General features: G+C 59.6%; 15 protein-coding genes. 5 read left to right on the top strand and 10 right to left on the bottom strand.

All coding sequences use genetic code 11. The features are described from left to right. Nucleotides 1–106: 106 nt before the first annotated feature. A complete protein-coding gene (locus tag C4S59_RS10985; protein WP_103910555.1) occupies nucleotides 107–712 on the bottom strand; it encodes a hypothetical protein in 606 nt (201 codons plus the stop codon). A gap of 193 nt (nucleotides 713–905) precedes the next feature. Between C4S59_RS10985 and map the strand changes: the two genes are divergently transcribed. Both map and C4S59_RS10975 read left to right on the top strand, forming a co-directional pair. After that, nucleotides 906–1,715, top strand: a complete 810-nt coding sequence (gene map / locus C4S59_RS10980; RefSeq protein ID WP_146064529.1) for a type I methionyl aminopeptidase — start codon at nucleotides 906–908, stop codon at nucleotides 1,713–1,715. Next, on the top strand, nucleotides 1,708–2,886 hold the full coding sequence (locus C4S59_RS10975) for an MFS transporter (RefSeq protein WP_160006837.1): 1,179 nt from the start codon (nucleotides 1,708–1,710) through the stop codon (nucleotides 2,884–2,886). Before map ends, C4S59_RS10975 begins: the two co-directional genes overlap by 8 nt. On the opposite strand, the gene rsmD is transcribed toward C4S59_RS10975, so the two are convergent. Both rsmD and C4S59_RS10965 read right to left on the bottom strand, forming a co-directional pair. Beyond that, nucleotides 2,883–3,440 carry a 16S rRNA (guanine(966)-N(2))-methyltransferase RsmD gene (gene rsmD / locus C4S59_RS10970; RefSeq protein ID WP_103910552.1) on the bottom strand — a complete coding sequence of 186 codons (558 nt, stop codon included), beginning with the start codon at nucleotides 3,438–3,440 and terminating at the stop codon, nucleotides 2,883–2,885. The two genes, C4S59_RS10975 and rsmD, sit on opposite strands and share 4 nt — an antisense overlap. Continuing rightward, nucleotides 3,437–4,645 (bottom strand): NAD(P)/FAD-dependent oxidoreductase, encoded by a 1,209-nt coding sequence (locus C4S59_RS10965; protein ID WP_103910551.1) that lies wholly within the window; start codon nucleotides 4,643–4,645, stop codon nucleotides 3,437–3,439. Before C4S59_RS10965 ends, rsmD begins: the two co-directional genes overlap by 4 nt. 79 nt (nucleotides 4,646–4,724) lie before the next feature. Here C4S59_RS10965 and C4S59_RS10960 point away from each other — a divergent pair, with 79 nt between their 5' ends. Then, the gene (locus C4S59_RS10960) at nucleotides 4,725–5,213 is read left to right on the top strand and encodes a peroxiredoxin (protein ID WP_103910550.1); all 489 of its coding nucleotides are present in this window, start codon (nucleotides 4,725–4,727) and stop codon (nucleotides 5,211–5,213) included. A gap of 82 nt (nucleotides 5,214–5,295) precedes the next feature. On the opposite strand, the gene C4S59_RS10955 is transcribed toward C4S59_RS10960, so the two are convergent. From C4S59_RS10955 to C4S59_RS10930, 6 genes are all read right to left on the bottom strand, one after another. Then, a complete protein-coding gene (locus C4S59_RS10955) occupies nucleotides 5,296–5,586 on the bottom strand; it encodes a 4a-hydroxytetrahydrobiopterin dehydratase (protein ID WP_103910549.1) in 291 nt (96 codons plus the stop codon). Further along, nucleotides 5,583–6,782: a GNAT family N-acetyltransferase gene (locus C4S59_RS10950; protein ID WP_103910548.1), complete on the bottom strand. Its 1,200-nt coding sequence runs from the start codon at nucleotides 6,780–6,782 to the stop codon at nucleotides 5,583–5,585. Before C4S59_RS10950 ends, C4S59_RS10955 begins: the two co-directional genes overlap by 4 nt. A 43-nt stretch (nucleotides 6,783–6,825) precedes the next feature. Then, nucleotides 6,826–7,581, bottom strand: a complete 756-nt coding sequence (locus tag C4S59_RS10945) for a glycerophosphodiester phosphodiesterase family protein (protein WP_407703054.1) — start codon at nucleotides 7,579–7,581, stop codon at nucleotides 6,826–6,828. After that, nucleotides 7,581–8,045, bottom strand: a complete 465-nt coding sequence (locus C4S59_RS10940; protein ID WP_103910546.1) for a RidA family protein — start codon at nucleotides 8,043–8,045, stop codon at nucleotides 7,581–7,583. Before C4S59_RS10940 ends, C4S59_RS10945 begins: the two co-directional genes overlap by 1 nt. Nucleotides 8,046–8,135: 90 nt before the next feature. Continuing rightward, complete coding sequence (locus C4S59_RS10935) at nucleotides 8,136–9,440, bottom strand: HlyD family type I secretion periplasmic adaptor subunit (RefSeq protein WP_103910545.1); 1,305 nt, start codon at nucleotides 9,438–9,440, stop codon at nucleotides 8,136–8,138. Further along, nucleotides 9,437–11,173 (bottom strand): type I secretion system permease/ATPase, encoded by a 1,737-nt coding sequence (locus C4S59_RS10930; RefSeq protein WP_103910544.1) that lies wholly within the window; start codon nucleotides 11,171–11,173, stop codon nucleotides 9,437–9,439. The genes C4S59_RS10935 and C4S59_RS10930 overlap by 4 nt, the downstream gene beginning before the upstream one ends. 80 nt (nucleotides 11,174–11,253) lie before the next feature. On the opposite strand from C4S59_RS10930, the gene C4S59_RS10925 reads away from it, so the two are divergent. After that, the gene (locus tag C4S59_RS10925; RefSeq protein WP_103910543.1) at nucleotides 11,254–12,147 is read left to right on the top strand and encodes a class I SAM-dependent methyltransferase; all 894 of its coding nucleotides are present in this window, start codon (nucleotides 11,254–11,256) and stop codon (nucleotides 12,145–12,147) included. A 9-nt stretch (nucleotides 12,148–12,156) separates the two neighbouring features. Here the strand turns inward: C4S59_RS10925 and C4S59_RS10920 are convergent, their stop codons facing one another. Then, nucleotides 12,157–14,328: a transglycosylase domain-containing protein gene (locus C4S59_RS10920; RefSeq protein WP_103910542.1), complete on the bottom strand. Its 2,172-nt coding sequence runs from the start codon at nucleotides 14,326–14,328 to the stop codon at nucleotides 12,157–12,159. A gap of 259 nt (nucleotides 14,329–14,587) precedes the next feature. Between C4S59_RS10920 and C4S59_RS10915 the strand changes: the two genes are divergently transcribed. Further along, the gene (locus C4S59_RS10915) at nucleotides 14,588–14,926 is read left to right on the top strand and encodes a P-II family nitrogen regulator (protein ID WP_103910835.1); all 339 of its coding nucleotides are present in this window, start codon (nucleotides 14,588–14,590) and stop codon (nucleotides 14,924–14,926) included. Nucleotides 14,927–14,951 lie beyond the last annotated feature (25 nt).

Genomic DNA, 14,951 nt, shown 5'->3' with positions numbered 1-14,951 from the left:
TAGCGATGTGGGCGGCCCAATAAAGGTTTTAGTCACCACTGACGCCAAAGCTCTTCCAGCTTCACGATACTATGGCCCTGAATTTGCTGCGCGCCTTATGATCGGGCTAGTTGAGTGAAGCCTTCTCGGTCTCGCATTCTTTTGTACCCTGCTCGCCGCTGCCTGCGGAAAAGAAGTAGCCATCAGGCCCCATGCTGATCGTATTGATCACCGAACATCCTCTTGGATTGCGTTCAGAAAGCAAAAACGTGTTCGTTATCACCGGTGGTATGAGGACATAGAGAGGGTCGAGTTTATGCGTTCTGGCGCCGACGTACTTTCCCTGAAAAATAGCGAATTGGCGCATCAGAAGCCCTTGTTCAACGGGGCTCAGGAAGCGACGTTCGTCTTGCAGCTCAATATCGCAGAGATGCCGAGTGACGTTATTTCGGCCAACCCACGCGGTTAAAAGAACCTGAAAATCAGAGCCGGGCAGGGCCCACGCGACTTGCTCTGACGACATGCCATAGTTTTGCTTACTATTTTTCCGAACCTCGGTTTCCTCTAATCCGGTGCTGTCAAAAGGCTGGCCGGTTTCGATGGATGTCCGGCAGCGTTCGAACAGTTCGACGAAGTCTTGCTCTAACGATTGGTCGACTTGCTGGCTTTTCCAAATGAAGAAAGTTGCCGCCACCGAGGCACCGAAAATCACGCCGAGTAATTTGTAAATCAACAGTCTAACGCCTTTGTTTTCAATCTAGGGTAGATAGTCGGACGTCCCGTTGGATTGGTCAATACTCATGTGGCTGCCTGCATCGTTCGCTTAGATGCCAACGCCTTCGAAATTAGCGGCACCGCGGCGTTACTCTGGCCTCTTGGCGAAAACGGCATTACATAACGGGCAACGAAGCTACGGGAGTCCCGTTTTGAACGAAGCAAGAGGCCGCCTGACCCGCGAAGGCATCCGCATTTACGACGCAAGCGACTATGACGGCATGCACAAGGCCGGTCGTCTGGCAGCGCAGTTGTTGGACGAAGTTGCCGAGCATGTCTTTCCGGGCCAGACCACTGGCGCGATTGATGACTTCATCCGCAACCGGATCGAGGAAGAAAACGCGATTTCGGCGACGATCGGCTATAAGGGCTATCAGCACGCGACCTGTATCAGCGTGAACCACGTGGTCTGCCACGGCATCCCCGGCGACAAAAAGCTGAAGGATGGCGATATCCTGAACATCGACGTCACCGTGATTGTCGATGGCTGGTACGGTGACACAAGCCGCATGTATGTGGCGGGCAAGCTGTCGCGCAAAACCGAACGGCTTATTCAGGTCACCCATGATGCGCTGATGCTGGGGATCGAGATGGTCAAACCCGGCAACACATTCGGCGACATCGGAAACGCGATCCAGACCTATGTCGAAGCGCAGCGCATGTCCGTCGTGCGGGATTTCTGTGGCCACGGTCTTGGCCGCGTGTTCCACGCCCCGCCGAACGTTCTGCACTATGGCCGCGCTGGCACAGGCGCTGTGCTGGAAGAAGGTATGTTCTTTACCATCGAGCCGATGGTCAATCTGGGACGCCCCGAAACCAAGGTTCTGGCAGACGACTGGACAGCGGTCACCCGCGACAAATCCCTGTCGGCGCAGTTCGAACATTCCGTCGGCGTGACGGCAGATGGCGTGGATATCTTTACCCTGTCACCGGCAGGCAAGTTCCACCCCACCTATGGCTAAGGATACCTCGGCGCCCACCGATCTGATCTGGGCGCTGTCGGCCTGCAACTTTGTTATCGGCATGGGCGCGTTCATCGTGGTCGGTTTGATCGATCCGGTGGCCGACGCCTTTACCATCTCGCGCGCGGCGGCGGGGTGGCTGATGACGTTTTACGCCATTTCCTATGCAATCCTGTCCCCGCTTCTGGTGTCAGCAACCGGTGCCATCGGGCGTAGGCGTGTGCTGGCGCTGGGCATGGGGATGTTCGCGCTGGGCGCTGCGGGATGTGCCTTTGCCCCGAACCTGCCGACGCTTTATGCCTCGCGCGCTTTGGCGGCGGCGGGCGCGGGGATGTTCACGCCCGTCGCAGCGGCGGTGACGGCAGCGGTATCACCTGCGGCCGCGCGTGGGCGGGCCCTGGCGAATGTGGTCTTCGGCCTGTCACTGGCGCAGGTGTTCGGCGTGCCTGCGGGCAGTTGGGTGGCTTATACATTCGGCTGGCGCATGGCCTTTGTCATGGTGCTTGTGCTGGCTCTGATCGCTTTGGTGGTCGTGTGGCTGCGTGTGCCTAAGGGGCTAAGCCTTCAGCCCGTGTCGCTGCGTGATCTGGGGCGGGTGTTGAAGGACGGGCTGTTGATCGCGGTGGTTCTGTTCACCGCCGCATTCCTTGGGCCGATCTACATCATCTACACCTACCTGTCGCCGCTGCTGACAGACACGATGGGCTTTGGCCGCGACGGGATCGCGCTGGTTCTGTTGATCTTCGGGATCGCCGCTGTAACGGGCAACCAGTTGGGCGGGCGGATGGCCGATGCCTTGGGCGCAGTCAAAACGCTGGTGATCCTATGCCTTGCGCTGGTCTTTCTAATGCCGCTGTTTTCTGCGCTGCCCTTTGCCAAGCTCGGGCTGTTCGCTGTGGTGTTCTTCTGGTCCATGTCCTGCTGGGCCTTTATGGCATCCCAGCAAATCCGCCTGTTGGCCCTGGCGCCTGAAGAGGCCAGCGTGGTCTTTGCCCTGAACGCTGCCGCGATCTACGTCGGCACGGCGACTGGCGCGGCTGTGGGCGGGCTGGTGCTTGAACAATTCGGTCTTCTGGCGTTGGGCATCGCAGGCGGGATCGGAGCACTGGGGGCTTTGGGCCACGTGCTTTGGACCCACCGCGCGGCTAAGCTGGCAGGGCGCGAGACCTAAACGACTTCCAGCAGCGTCACATGCGTGTCGCCGTATTTGCGGTGTTCCAGAAACTCGAAGCCCTCGGGCGCGTCCATTGGGGCGGATTCTTCCCAGACGATCAGGGCCTCGGGTGCGATCCAGCCAGCGTCACGCGCCGATGCCAGCGCCTTTTCCCCCAGCGATTTGCCGTAGGGCGGGTCCAGAAAAACCAGCGTGGCGGGGGTGGTCGCGGCGGGCAGGCGGGTGGCGTTGGTGCCTAGAACAGTGGTTTGCCCGCCCACGCCCAACAGCTTGATATTCGCACGCACCAGCTGACCGGCTTTGCGCCCGTCGTCGACAAAGGTCACGTGTTCGGCCCCGCGCGACAGCGCCTCGAGCCCCAAAGCGCCGGTTCCCGCGAACAGGTCCAGCACCTGCGCGCTGTCGAACGGGTCACCGAAACGGCCCCCCGCCAACGTGTTGAACAGGCTTTCGCGGACACGGTCGGTGGTCGGGCGCAGATGTGCGCCCGGATCGCCCTTGCCCACAGGGGTCAAGGCGCGACCGCGATGGGTGCCTGCGATGATCCTCACGCTTTGAGCAGCGGTTTGAGATCTTGGGCAGGGTCGGCGATCAGCGTCGGGTTGGGCGACTTGCCGTTTTCGATCAGGCGCTTGCCGACCATGTAGGCGCGCGGGTCATTCATCGCGTCCAACGCCAGCAGCGTTTCGCCCTTGTAGTACCAGTAGGACACCGATCCATCGGCCCCTTGGCGCGTCACGATACGGTCATAGCCCGCGTTCAGGCCCGCGATCTGCAGTTTGCAGTCATACTGGTCCGACCAGAACCACGGCTTGGCGGTATAGGGTGTTTCCGCGCCCATAATGTTTTCAGCAACGATTTCGCCCTGGTCAATCGCGTTGCCCACGCTTTCAAGACGCAGGCGGTCGCCTTTGTAGGGGAAGGACGCGCAGTCGCCTGCCGACCAGATGTGCGGATCGGATGTGCGGCCAAAGTTGTCGGTCTTGATGCCGTTGTCGATCTCAAGGCCCGCGGCCTCGGCCAGTTCGGTGGCTGGCACGATCCCCACACCAACAATCACGAAATCCACATCCAGCGTGGTGCCGTCACTAAGTTCCGCACCGGATACATGACCTTCACCTGTTAGGCGGTTCAGGCCGGTGCTTTCCAGAATTTTTACGCCGTGATCTGTGTGAAGTTTGCGGAAATAGTCCGAGGTTTCCTTGGCCGCAACGCGCTGCAGGATACGGTCGGACATTTCGACCAGCGTCACATCCAAACCCAGCTTGGCAGCGACGGCTGCGGCCTCAAGCCCGATATAACCACCGCCGACGATCAGCACCTTGGCGCCTTCGGTAAAACGCGGCTGCATGGCATCTACATCGGCCAGACCGCGAACAGTGAACACACCGTCCAGATCGCCGCCAATCGAAGCGGGCAAGCGACGGGGATAGGAGCCTGTAGTCAGCACCAGCTCGTCATAATCCACGGTCTTGCCATCCACGGTGACGGTCTTTGCCGCGGGATCGATGGACTCGACCTTATTGGACAGGATCAGGTCGATGTTGTTTTCCGCATAAAAGCTTTCGGGACGCAGATACAGGCGGTCCAGTTCCATCTCGCCCAGCAGGTAGGCTTTGGACAACGGCGGGCGCTGATACGGCACTGCGGGTTCTTCGCCGATCATGGTGATCGCCCCTTCGAACCCCTTGTTGCGAAGCTTTGCAACCACCGAAGCGCCGGCTTGTCCGGCACCTACAACAACGACCTTTGTCATCTTTTCGAACCCTTACTGGTTTTTGCTTGGGGCACCCTATATCTGGCAGAGAACGAAACGCAAATTTGGGAAGAGCGTAATGGCTATCAAAAAAGGCGATACACTGCCGAATGCAACATTTCTGGTCATGGGCGACGAGGGTCCGGCGACGGTCGATCTGGCCGAGAAGCTGAAAGGACGGAAGGTTGTTCTGTTCGGTCTTCCGGGCGCGTTCACCCGCACCTGTTCGGCGGCGCATGTTCCCAGCTTTATCCGCACCAAAGATGCGTTTGCCGAAAAAGGCGTGGATGAAATCATCTGTGTGGCCGTGAACGACCCGTTTGTCATGAAGGCATGGGCGGAAAACACAGGCGCAGAAGACGCGGGCCTGACAATGCTGGCGGATGGCGATGCATCGTTCACCAAAGCGATCGGCATGGAATTTACCGCACCGCCGGTTGGTTTCTATGACCGCTGCAAGCGGTTTTCGATGCTGGTCGAGGACGGCGTTGTGACCATCCTGAACGAAGAAGAAGCGGCGGGCGAGTGCAGCATTTCTGCTGGTGAGACATTGCTGGAAGCGATGTGATTCTGGCTAGGGGCGAGGGGGCTTTGCCCCCTTGGCCTGCGGCCAATTCCCCCAAGGTATTTGGGGACAGAAAATACCCAAACTACAGGCTGTCCATTTTGCGGGCGAGTTTCGCATCAAGCGATGACAGGCCGTCTACGTCATGGGTCGACAGGGTGACAGTGACCTTGTTGTAGACGTTGAACCATTCGGGATGATGGTTCCATTTTTCCGCCCACATCGCGGCACGGGTCATCCAGCCGAACGCGTCGACGAAGGTTTCGAACGTATAGGTCTTGCTGATCGCGTCGCGACCATCGACCATGGCCCAGCCTGTGTCGAACAGGGGTTCCAGCATCGTCTTTCGGGCGGTCTCGCTCAGTTTTTCGATCATTGTTGTTCCTCGATTTCGGTTTTCCGGAACGGGCCGTAGCTTGTCAGGACTTCTATGTCGTGGCTGACCGCGCGGCGTTCTTCGGCCAGATAGCGGTCGATTGCGTTGGCAAATCCGGCATCGGCGACCCAGTGCAGCGAATGGGTTTCGGCAGGCAGATAGCCGCGGGCCAGTTTGTGTTCGCCCTGCGCGCCGGCCTCGACCCGTTTCAGGCCCAGCTGAATCGCCAGATCAATTGCCCGATAATAGCATGCCTCAAAATGCAGGCAGGGATGATCTTCGATACATCCCCAGTATCGTCCGTAGAGCGTATCGCGCCCGATCAGGTTCATGGCGCCTGCCACGTTCTGCCCGTCGCGCCGCGCCATGACCAAGGCGATGTCGTCGCGCATTGTGTCGTGCATGATATCAAAAAACGCCCGCGTCAGATAGGGCGAGCCCCATTTGCGCGCGCCGGTGTCCTGATAGAACTGCCAGAAGCTGTCCCAATCCTCGGGTTGGATATCGTCGCCGATCAGGGTGACGATCTCTCCTCCGAAGTCCTGCGCGGTGCGCCGTTCCTTGCGGATGGTTTTGCGTTTGCGCGACGAAAGGCTGGTCAGGAAATCGTCGAAACTGGCGTAGTTGTCGTTCAGCCAGTGGAACTGCTGGGTGATGCGGCGCATCAGGCCCATTTTGCCGCCTGCGATCGCCTCGGCCTCGGTGCAGAAGGTGATGTGCAGCGACGAGACGTGGTTCTGTGTGGCCAGCTCAACAGCCCCCTGAACCAAGGCCGACATGCCGACGGTGTCATAGCCCGGACGGGTCAGGAACCGGCGGCCTGTGGCAGGTGTGAAGGGCACCGCCATTTGCAGTTTCGGATAATACCGCCCGCCCGCCTGTTCATAGGCATGGGCCCAGTTGTGATCGAAGATGTATTCGCCCTGTGAATGGGATTTGCCGTAAAGCGGCGCGACCGCGATCACCTGACCGTCGATTTCAGCCGTCAGATAGCGCGGATCCCAGCCCGTTCCGGCCCCCACGGATCCGCTGTCTTCCAGCGCTTTCAGAAAGCGGTAGGTCGTGAACGGGTCAATTGGGCGGCCACCATCCGCGGCCTCGGGGCAGGCGCAGGCATCCCATGTGGCGGCGTCGATCTGGTCCAGTGACGACAGCGCGTTGATGGTGAAAGTGGTATCTTCGGTGATGTCAGTCATGGGCCCTCGTGCACCAGAGTATCTGGTGTTCCGCGGCGGCGCTTCAAGCGGCGTAGCCCTCGAAGGTGACATTATCCGCGATTTTCCGCGCCTCTGCCTCTTGTTCCGGCGATCTGATTGTCCAGCACAGGATCGGCAGGCCTTGCGCCTTGATCTCGGCCACGCGCGGGCGGGGCAGGTCGGCGGCTTCGTGGCTGATAAAGCACGATCTGGTGCGCTCCAGATCGGGGATATCGCGCAGCGTGTCGCAGGTGGACTGTTTCAGCGTTTTCCAATCGTCCGGATCATAGGCGCTGGTGGTAAGGCCGCGCGCGACATCGGGCGCAAGGCGGGCCATTTCCGCGATGCTGTGCGGGTTGAAGGACATGACCGCCACAGGGCCGGTATAGCCCTTAAGCGCGTCGGCGGTAGCCTGTTCCAAAGGTCCTACGTTGGTGCCCATGCCGCCATCCTGATCCTTGATTTCGATCAGCAGCGGTACCTTGCCCGCGACGATGTCCAACACCTCGATCAGGGTCGGAATGCCTTCGTCACCGTGCAGCAGGGGAATGGCCTGCAATTCTGCCGCTGTCCGCTGGCGCAGGGCACCTTGTTCGGGTGTCAGACGGCGCAGGTCATAGTCGTGAAAAACCATGGCCTGCCCGTCTTTGGACAGTTGCAGATCAATCTCGATCCCGAAGCCCGCCGCGATGGCCGCGCGGATTGCGGAGCGGCTGTTTTCAGGACGTCCGTCATGGATGTCATGATAGGCGCGATGGGCAATCGGAGCGGCCAGAAACGAGGCGGGCAGGGTTTTCATCAGTTGATCTCGAAAATCGCTTCGATCTCGACCGCGACGCCAAGGGGCAGGGATGCGGCAGAAACGGCCGAGCGCGCGTGGCGGCCAGCATCGCCGAAGACCGCAACCATCAGATCGGACGCGCCGTTGATGACCTTGGGCTGGTCCGTGAAATCGGCGGTCGAGTTCACAAAGCCTACCAGTTTGACGACGCGGACCAGACGGCTCAGATCGCCATCAACGGCGGCGTTCAGCTGGGCGATCAGGCTAAGTGCGCAGGACTGTGCGGCGGCAGCACCCTCTTCGACCGACATGTCCGCGCCCAGTTTGCCTGTGATCAGCCCGTCGGGGCCATTGGAAATCTGGCCGGAAACGAACAGCTGGTTGCCCGATTTGACGAACGGCACGTAGTTCGCCGCAGGTGCGGGGGCAGCGGGCAGGGTTAGGCCAAGTTCGGCCAGTTTTGTCAGGGCATCTTGTGTCATGTCGTGTCCTTAGGTGTTTGCTTTGCGGCCACGCTACGCCGTTGTCGCGCGCAGCGAAAGATCGCTTTTCGGCGCAATCACGACAGCGGGTCAGCTTTCGCGGAACGCCTTAGCAAAGTAATCTGACAGCGGTTTGACAAAATAGGCCAAGGGCGTGCGATCTTCTGTCCGCAGGAAGCTTTCGACAGGCATGCCGGGGATCAGGGTCACACCCTCTGGCAGGCGGTCGATTTCGCCCTCGGACAGGGTCACTTCAGCCATGTAGAAGCTCAGACCGGTGTTATCATCCTGAAACGCGTCGGCGGACACCTGTGTGACCTGCCCCACCAGTTCCGGCGTGCTGCGTTGATCCAAAGCCGAGAAGCGCAACAGCACCTCTTGACCCAGTCGGATCTGGTCGATGTGGATCGGGTCGACGCGGGCCTCGATGATCAGGGGGCGATCCTGAGGCACAAGAAACAGCACCGGATCAGCCGCGCGAATGACCGAGCGCGGGGTAAAGACCGTCAGGCCATAGATCACGCCCGACACCGGCGCGCGGATGTCCAGACGGTCAAGCTGTTCGCGAAGCGCGCGGCGTTCTTCGGCCATTTCCCGTTCGTTCACTTGAAGGTCGCGGATTTCGCTAATCGCTTCTTCACGGCGCTGGGTTTCCAGCTTGATCGCCTCAAGGTCCAGTTCGGTGATCCGGCCTTCGGATTGGGCCTTTTGTGCGGTCAGTTCACCGACGGTGCCCATCAGGTTCGATTTCTCGCGCTTCAGCGCCAGAACGCGGCTGGCCTGCGCCAATCCTTTGTCCAACAGCGATTGCTGATCGACCAATTCGCTTTCGATCAATTCCAGTTGTTCGTTCAGCGCATCTTGCTGGGCGTCGATGCCGACGATCTGGTCGGCAATCTGATCGGCCCGTTTCTGAAGCTGCTCCAACTCGCGCGCGTCCGACGCCTTGCGGGCCACGAAAAGGCTACGCTGACCTTCGATCTGTTCAGCCACCTCGGCCGAGGTTTCGGCCTCGGTCAGCAATTCTTCAGGAAAGGAAATCTGTTCCAGTCCATCCCGTTCCGCCTGAAGCCGTGCGCGCCGTGCGATGATTTCAAAGTACTGGCTTTCGACAATCGACAGGCGCGATTGCAACAGCGTCGGGTCCAGCCGCAGCAGAACCTGATCGGCCACAACTGTGTCGCCCTCATCGATCAGAATTTCCGACACAACGCCGCCATCAGGGTGCTGAACGACCTGACGGTTGCGGTCGACCACGATCTGGCCCGGCGCAATGATCGCGCCCGAGATGTTGGTGATCGCGGCCCATGTGCCAAAGCCGCCGACCAAAATGGCCAGACCCAATAGACCCAGCATCGTAAATCCACGGACGGAATAGCGTTTCTTGTCGGTCATCGTACGCCCCCCGGCGCTTTCTTAGCGCCTGTGAGTTGCTGGTAATTCGACACCACCGATTTCAACACCTCATCGCGCGGACCAAAGGCGGTGCGCTGCCCGCCTTCCAGCATCAACAGCAGATCGCATTCCTGAATGGCGGCGGGGCGGTGGGCCATGACCAGCACGGCGCGGCCGGTGTTTTTGAAATCGCGGATTGCGGCGTTCACGGCCTCGGATCCTTCGTTGTCGAGGTTCGAGTTCGGCTCGTCCAGAACCAGCAGGACAGGATCACCATAAAGCGCGCGGGCCAGACCGATCCGCTGCATCTGCCCGCCGGACAGGCGACCGCCTGTGGCGCTGATGCGGGTGTCATAGCCTTCGGGCAGCTTGAGGATCATGTCGTGCGCGGCGGCTTTCTTTGCGGCCTCGACAATCTTGGCGGGGTCGGCATCAGGCTGCAGTCGGGCGATGTTTTCGGCGACTGTGCCTTCGAATAGCGTCACGCGCTGGGGCAAGTACCCGATGTGGCGGCCCAGCCGTTCGACCCCATACTGATCCAGCGTCGCGCCATCGAGACGGATTTTGCCGCCCGCCGGATGCCAGATGCCCGTCAGGGCCCGAGCCAGTGTGGATTTCCCCGCACCAGACGGCCCGATCACGCCTAGGGCCTGACCTTGGTTCAGTTGAAAGCTGACCATGCGCAGCGCTGCCTGCTGGTCGCCCGGCGGCACGATGGTCAGTTGTTGAACGTTCAGAATCGCGCGCGGGTCGGGCAGCTGTGTCTTCAACTGTTCAACGGGATGTTCGGTCAGCAAGGTGGCGAGGTTGTCCCACCCTTTGCGTGCCCGTTCGACCATGGGCCATTGCCCGACGATCAGTTCGATCGGGGCCAGCGCACGACCCAACAGGATTGACCCCGCGATCATCGCGCCAGCAGTCAGTTCGTTTTGCAGAACCAGATAGGCCCCCAGACCCAGCATCGCCGATTGCAGGATCATGCGGAAAGTCTTGGTCATGACGGTAAAGCCGCCGGTCACATCGGTGGTTGCGATATGCGCCTCAAGCGATGTGTCGCGGGCGGTTTGCCACCGGCCAAAGGCCTGATCGCGCATGCCCAAGGCCTGTACCATCTCGGCCTCTGCTCGAATATCTTCTGCGGTTTTATCTGCCGCGTGGCCCGCGCGTTGGGACGCCAACGTAGGTTTCCGGCTTAGCCACTGGTTGAACAGCGTGATCGCGATCAGAACGGCACCACCGGACATGGCAAGGTATCCCAGCCACGGGTGGAACAGCATAATTCCGAACAGGAATACGGGCGTCCATGGCAGATCGAACAGGGCACCGATCACGGGGGATGACATCAGGCGCTGCACCGATTCCAGATCACGCAGGCCGGTTGCGGCCAACGCATCAGGGCGCACAGCAGAACGGCGCATCACGGCGTCAAACACGCGCGTGTCCAGGCGCGACTGGAATCGCGCGGCCACCCGCGCCATGATCCGACCGCGCACATAGTCCAGAAGGCCCATCATCGCATAGAGGAACAGAACCACCGCCGACAAAGCCACCAGCGTTTCGACCGACCGTGACCCCAGAACGCGGTCATAGACCTGCAACATATAAAGCGGGCCCGTCAGCATCAGCAGGTTCACAAAGACGCTGAAAATACCCACCGCCCAATACAGCCCACGACTTTCACGGCGCGCCTGGCGCAGTTCCTCGGCCCCTGTGGTTTCGCTGAGTTTGGTCATAAAAGGCTCCGCCCAAAAATCGGGACATGTTTACATACTGAAATTCTTTATAGACACATTCGTTAAAGGATGAATGCAGAATGCCCAAGAACAACTTTCAGAGGTTCGGGCATATTCGGGGGATCACAGTGACCGAAGCGAACGAAAGCCAACGCCAGTTCTGGAACGACAAACCCGGTGCGAACTGGGTGCGGTTCTACCGCGATCTGGACATCATGCATCACTCGGTTCTGGAAAAGCTTCTGGATTGCGCCGCGCCCGAGGCCGGTGAAACGGTGATCGATATCGGCTGCGGGGCGGGCACGTCTTCGTTTGCGCTGGCGGAACTGGTCGGGTCGTCAGGGTCCGTGTCGGGCTATGATATTTCCGAGCCTCTTTTGACCAAAGCCGAAGAACGCCGTGCCGAGAAAGGCGTGTCGAACGTCAGTTTTCATCTGGCGGATGCGCAAACGGCGGGTTTTGACGGGTCTGCCGACCTGATCGTGTCGCGATTCGGGGTGATGTTCTTTGACGATCCCGAGGCGGCCTTTGCCAACCTGCACAGCGCCCTGCGTCCCGGTGGCCGTATCGTGTTCATTACTTGGGCCGCGTCCGAATTTAACCCGTGGTTCTCGCTGGCCCGAAAAATCGCGGTGCAGCATTTCGGCGATTTGCCCGATGGCGATCCGGATGCGCCCGGCCCGATGTCGCTGCGCGATATCGATCGCGGGGTAAGCTTTCTGAAGGCGGGCGGTTTTGCCGATCCGGTGGGCGAGGCGGTCGATCTGACATTGGATCACCCCGACGGGTGGCCCGCGTTGCGCCAACTGGTGCCGCATATCGGGCCTGTGGGGCGCTTCTTGCGCGACTGCGAGGTCACGCAGGAACAGCGCGCCGCGTTGTTCGATGATCTGGATAAGGCGTTCAGCGAATTTGCGACCGACACAGGCATTTCGGTGCCAGCGCGGATCAATGTGTTCTCCGCACTGGCCTGATACTCTGCCTTAGTTGCCGAAAATATCGCGCAGCAGCTGTTCGACGAAACCCTCGACCGGATCCTGACGGCGCGGCTGTTGTTGCTGACGCGGGGCAGGCTGCGGCGCGGGCTGGGTTTCAACAACGCGCGGCGGTTCCGGTACGATCATCGGCAGCGGCTTGGGCGGGACGCCCTCATGCACACGCACCATGGTTTCGCGCCAGATTTCTGCTGGCAGACCGCCACCTGTGACGCCGGTCAGTGGTGTGTTGTCGTCATAGCCCATCCAGACACCGGCGACGTAATCAGCGGTAAAGCCCACAAACCACGCATCCCGAGCGGCCTGTGTTGTGCCCGTTTTGCCCGCCGCCTGACGGTCAGGCAGTTTGGCGCGTTGACCTGTGCCTTCGGACACGACCTTTTCCATCATGAAGACAAGCTGCTTGGCGGCTGTTTCGTTAATGACCCGTTCACCGATCCCGCCACGCTGGCCGATCATCGCTTCGTCATCCCCCTTGATGCGTAGCTCGCGGACGCCATAGGGGCGTACGGACGAGCCACCATTCAAAATACCCGCGTAGGCACCGGTCATTTCCAGAAGCGAAGCCTCGGACGCGCCAAGTGCCAAAGACGGTGTATCGATCAGGTCGCTGTTGATGCCGAAGTCCCCCGCGACACGGCGTACCAAGTCGCGACCGACGCTTTCGGAAATCTTCACGGCAGGAATGTTCAGTGAGTGTTTAAGTGCGTAAACCAGAGTCACTTTGCCTTCGTACCGGTTTGTATAGTTTTTAGGACACCATTCATTTCTTCCGTTGGCGAACAAGCAGTATGACTCATCAATCACAGTGTCATAGGGCGAGTACCCCAGCTCCAGCGCAGTCGCATAAACAAATGGCTTGAACGCCGAACCGGTCTGCCGTTTCGCCTGTGTCGCGCGGTTGAAGACGCCCGATACGTTAATCTGGCGGCCACCGACCATGGCGCGGACAGCGCCGTCGGCACTCATGACCACAATTGCGGCCTGCGCCTTTGATCCTTCGCGGACCTTGGTGCTGAAAATCTCGGTCATCGCCTGTTCGGCTGCGCGTTGCAGGCGCGGATCGAGTGTTGTCTGGATCGCGATGTCCTGACGGGACGACACGTCTGCAAAAGGCGGAAGGGTGTCCATCACCCAGTCAGCAAAGTAGCCGCCACGCAAACGTTCGGCGGCATCCGACAGAACCGCAGGATTGGCGCGGGCAGCATCGGCTTCGGTCGCAGTCAGGTATCCCTGATCTTCCATCAGCCCAAGGACGACTTCGGCACGGTTGCGGCTGCGTTCCAGGTTTGATGTGGGTGCCAGTGTGCTGGGAGCAGTCAGAAGGCCTGCAAGGATCGCGGCCTCGGATGCATTCAGCGCCGACGCAGGTTTCGAGAAATAGCGCTGGGATGCTGCTTCTGCGCCGTAGGCACCTGCGCCCATGTAGGCGCGGTTCAGGTAGATCGAAAGGATTTCATCCTTGGTGTATTTGACTTCCATCGCCATGGAATAGATCGCCTCTTTGGCCTTGCGGGCCAGCGACGAACGGCGACAGTCAGCAACATATTCCGCTTCGGTTTCCCAAATCGCGGGATCATATTCGACGCCAAGGCACAGAAGTTTCGCGGTCTGCTGGGTGATGGTCGAGCCGCCGTGCCCCTGAAGCGGTCCACGTCCTTCGCGCAGGTTGATGCGCACCGCCGAGGCAATACCCCGCGGGCTGATTCCCAGATGCCAGTAGAAACGTTTGTCTTCGGTCGCGATGACCGCGTTTTTCAGGTGGGGCGAGACCGAGTCTGCGGTGACCGCACCGCCGAACTGGTCGCCGCGCCATGCGAAAACCTGCCCATTGCGGTCGTACATCGTGACCGACCCTTGTGCGCGACCGTCTACAAATGCCTTTGCTTCGGGCAGTTGTGCATAAAAATACGCCACAGCAAGCCCGAGGATGATCAGGCCAACGGCGGTAACCCGCGAGGTAACAAGCCAGATCACGCGGAATATCCAGCGGAACAGTCCACGAATGCCACGCGTCACAACGTTTCCACCTTTGACGGGCTTTTTGGCCGCTTTGCGTTTCTTGGGCGCCGCCTTTGCCTTACTGGCAGGTGCCGATTTTCTTTTCGGATAGCGGCGGTCGGCAACAAGCTTGCCTTTGCCACGGGGTGAATCAGCCATTTTGCTCTGCCCAGCCAGTCTTAGTTTGCACCTAAGATAGTGGCTGACGGCAGCAATGTGCACCATTGCAAGTGCCGGTTTGGGTTTTATTTGTGCTTAAATTTTCATCATTAAACTTAAATTGTGCAAAAATTGTGCAACTATTCGAGTCCAGAGGCCCAGAAAATGGGCAGTTCACCTTTCAAAACAGTCCCTCACGCTCTTTTGCTGCAAGGGCGAAGTGCAGGTCCGTCCTGCCAAAGACCGGAAAGGGAACAAGGTGAAACTGATCATTGCGACGATCAAGCCGTTCAAGCTGGAGGAGGTCCGCGAAGCACTGACCGCCATCGGCGTTCGCGGCATGATGGTGACAGAAATCAAGGGCTTCGGCTCTCAGTCGGGACACACAGAGATTTATCGTGGCGCGGAATACGCCGTGAACTTTGTGCCGAAAATCAAGCTGGAAATCGTAGTTGCGGGTTCGATGGCCGACCAAGTGGTCGAAACCATCACCAAGACAGCTCAGACCGGCAAAATCGGCGACGGCAAAATCTTTGTGCTGGACGTTCAGCAAGCGGTTCGTGTGCGGACCGGTGAAACAGACGCAGACGCGATCTGATTTCTGCCAGCACACAAAAAACTAA

This window comes from Thalassococcus halodurans, assembly GCF_900108225.1.
Taxonomy (GTDB): Bacteria; Pseudomonadota; Alphaproteobacteria; order Rhodobacterales; family Rhodobacteraceae; genus Thalassococcus; species Thalassococcus halodurans.
Note: the sequence above shows the minus strand (reverse complement) of the source record. Positions and strands in the feature narration are given on the sequence as shown.

Excerpts from the sequence above, each read along its gene's own strand:
- C4S59_RS10965 (WP_103910551.1), bottom strand. The coding sequence starts at position 4,645 with ATGACAAAGGTCGTTGTTGTAGGTGCCGGACAAGCCGGCGCTTCGGTG.
- C4S59_RS10955 (WP_103910549.1), bottom strand. The coding sequence starts at position 5,586 with ATGATCGAAAAACTGAGCGAGACCGCCCGAAAGACGATGCTGGAACCC.
- C4S59_RS10975 (WP_160006837.1), top strand. The coding sequence starts at position 1,708 with ATGGCTAAGGATACCTCGGCGCCCACCGATCTGATCTGGGCGCTGTCG.
- C4S59_RS10920 (WP_103910542.1), bottom strand. The coding sequence starts at position 14,328 with ATGGCTGATTCACCCCGTGGCAAAGGCAAGCTTGTTGCCGACCGCCGC.
- C4S59_RS10930 (WP_103910544.1), bottom strand. The coding sequence starts at position 11,173 with ATGACCAAACTCAGCGAAACCACAGGGGCCGAGGAACTGCGCCAGGCG.
- C4S59_RS10945 (WP_407703054.1), bottom strand. The coding sequence starts at position 7,581 with ATGAAAACCCTGCCCGCCTCGTTTCTGGCCGCTCCGATTGCCCATCGC.
- C4S59_RS10935 (WP_103910545.1), bottom strand. The coding sequence starts at position 9,440 with ATGACCGACAAGAAACGCTATTCCGTCCGTGGATTTACGATGCTGGGT.
- C4S59_RS10940 (WP_103910546.1), bottom strand. The coding sequence starts at position 8,045 with ATGACACAAGATGCCCTGACAAAACTGGCCGAACTTGGCCTAACCCTG.
- C4S59_RS10960 (WP_103910550.1), top strand. The coding sequence starts at position 4,725 with ATGGCTATCAAAAAAGGCGATACACTGCCGAATGCAACATTTCTGGTC.
- C4S59_RS10925 (WP_103910543.1), top strand. The coding sequence starts at position 11,254 with ATGCCCAAGAACAACTTTCAGAGGTTCGGGCATATTCGGGGGATCACA.
- C4S59_RS10950 (WP_103910548.1), bottom strand. The coding sequence starts at position 6,782 with ATGACTGACATCACCGAAGATACCACTTTCACCATCAACGCGCTGTCG.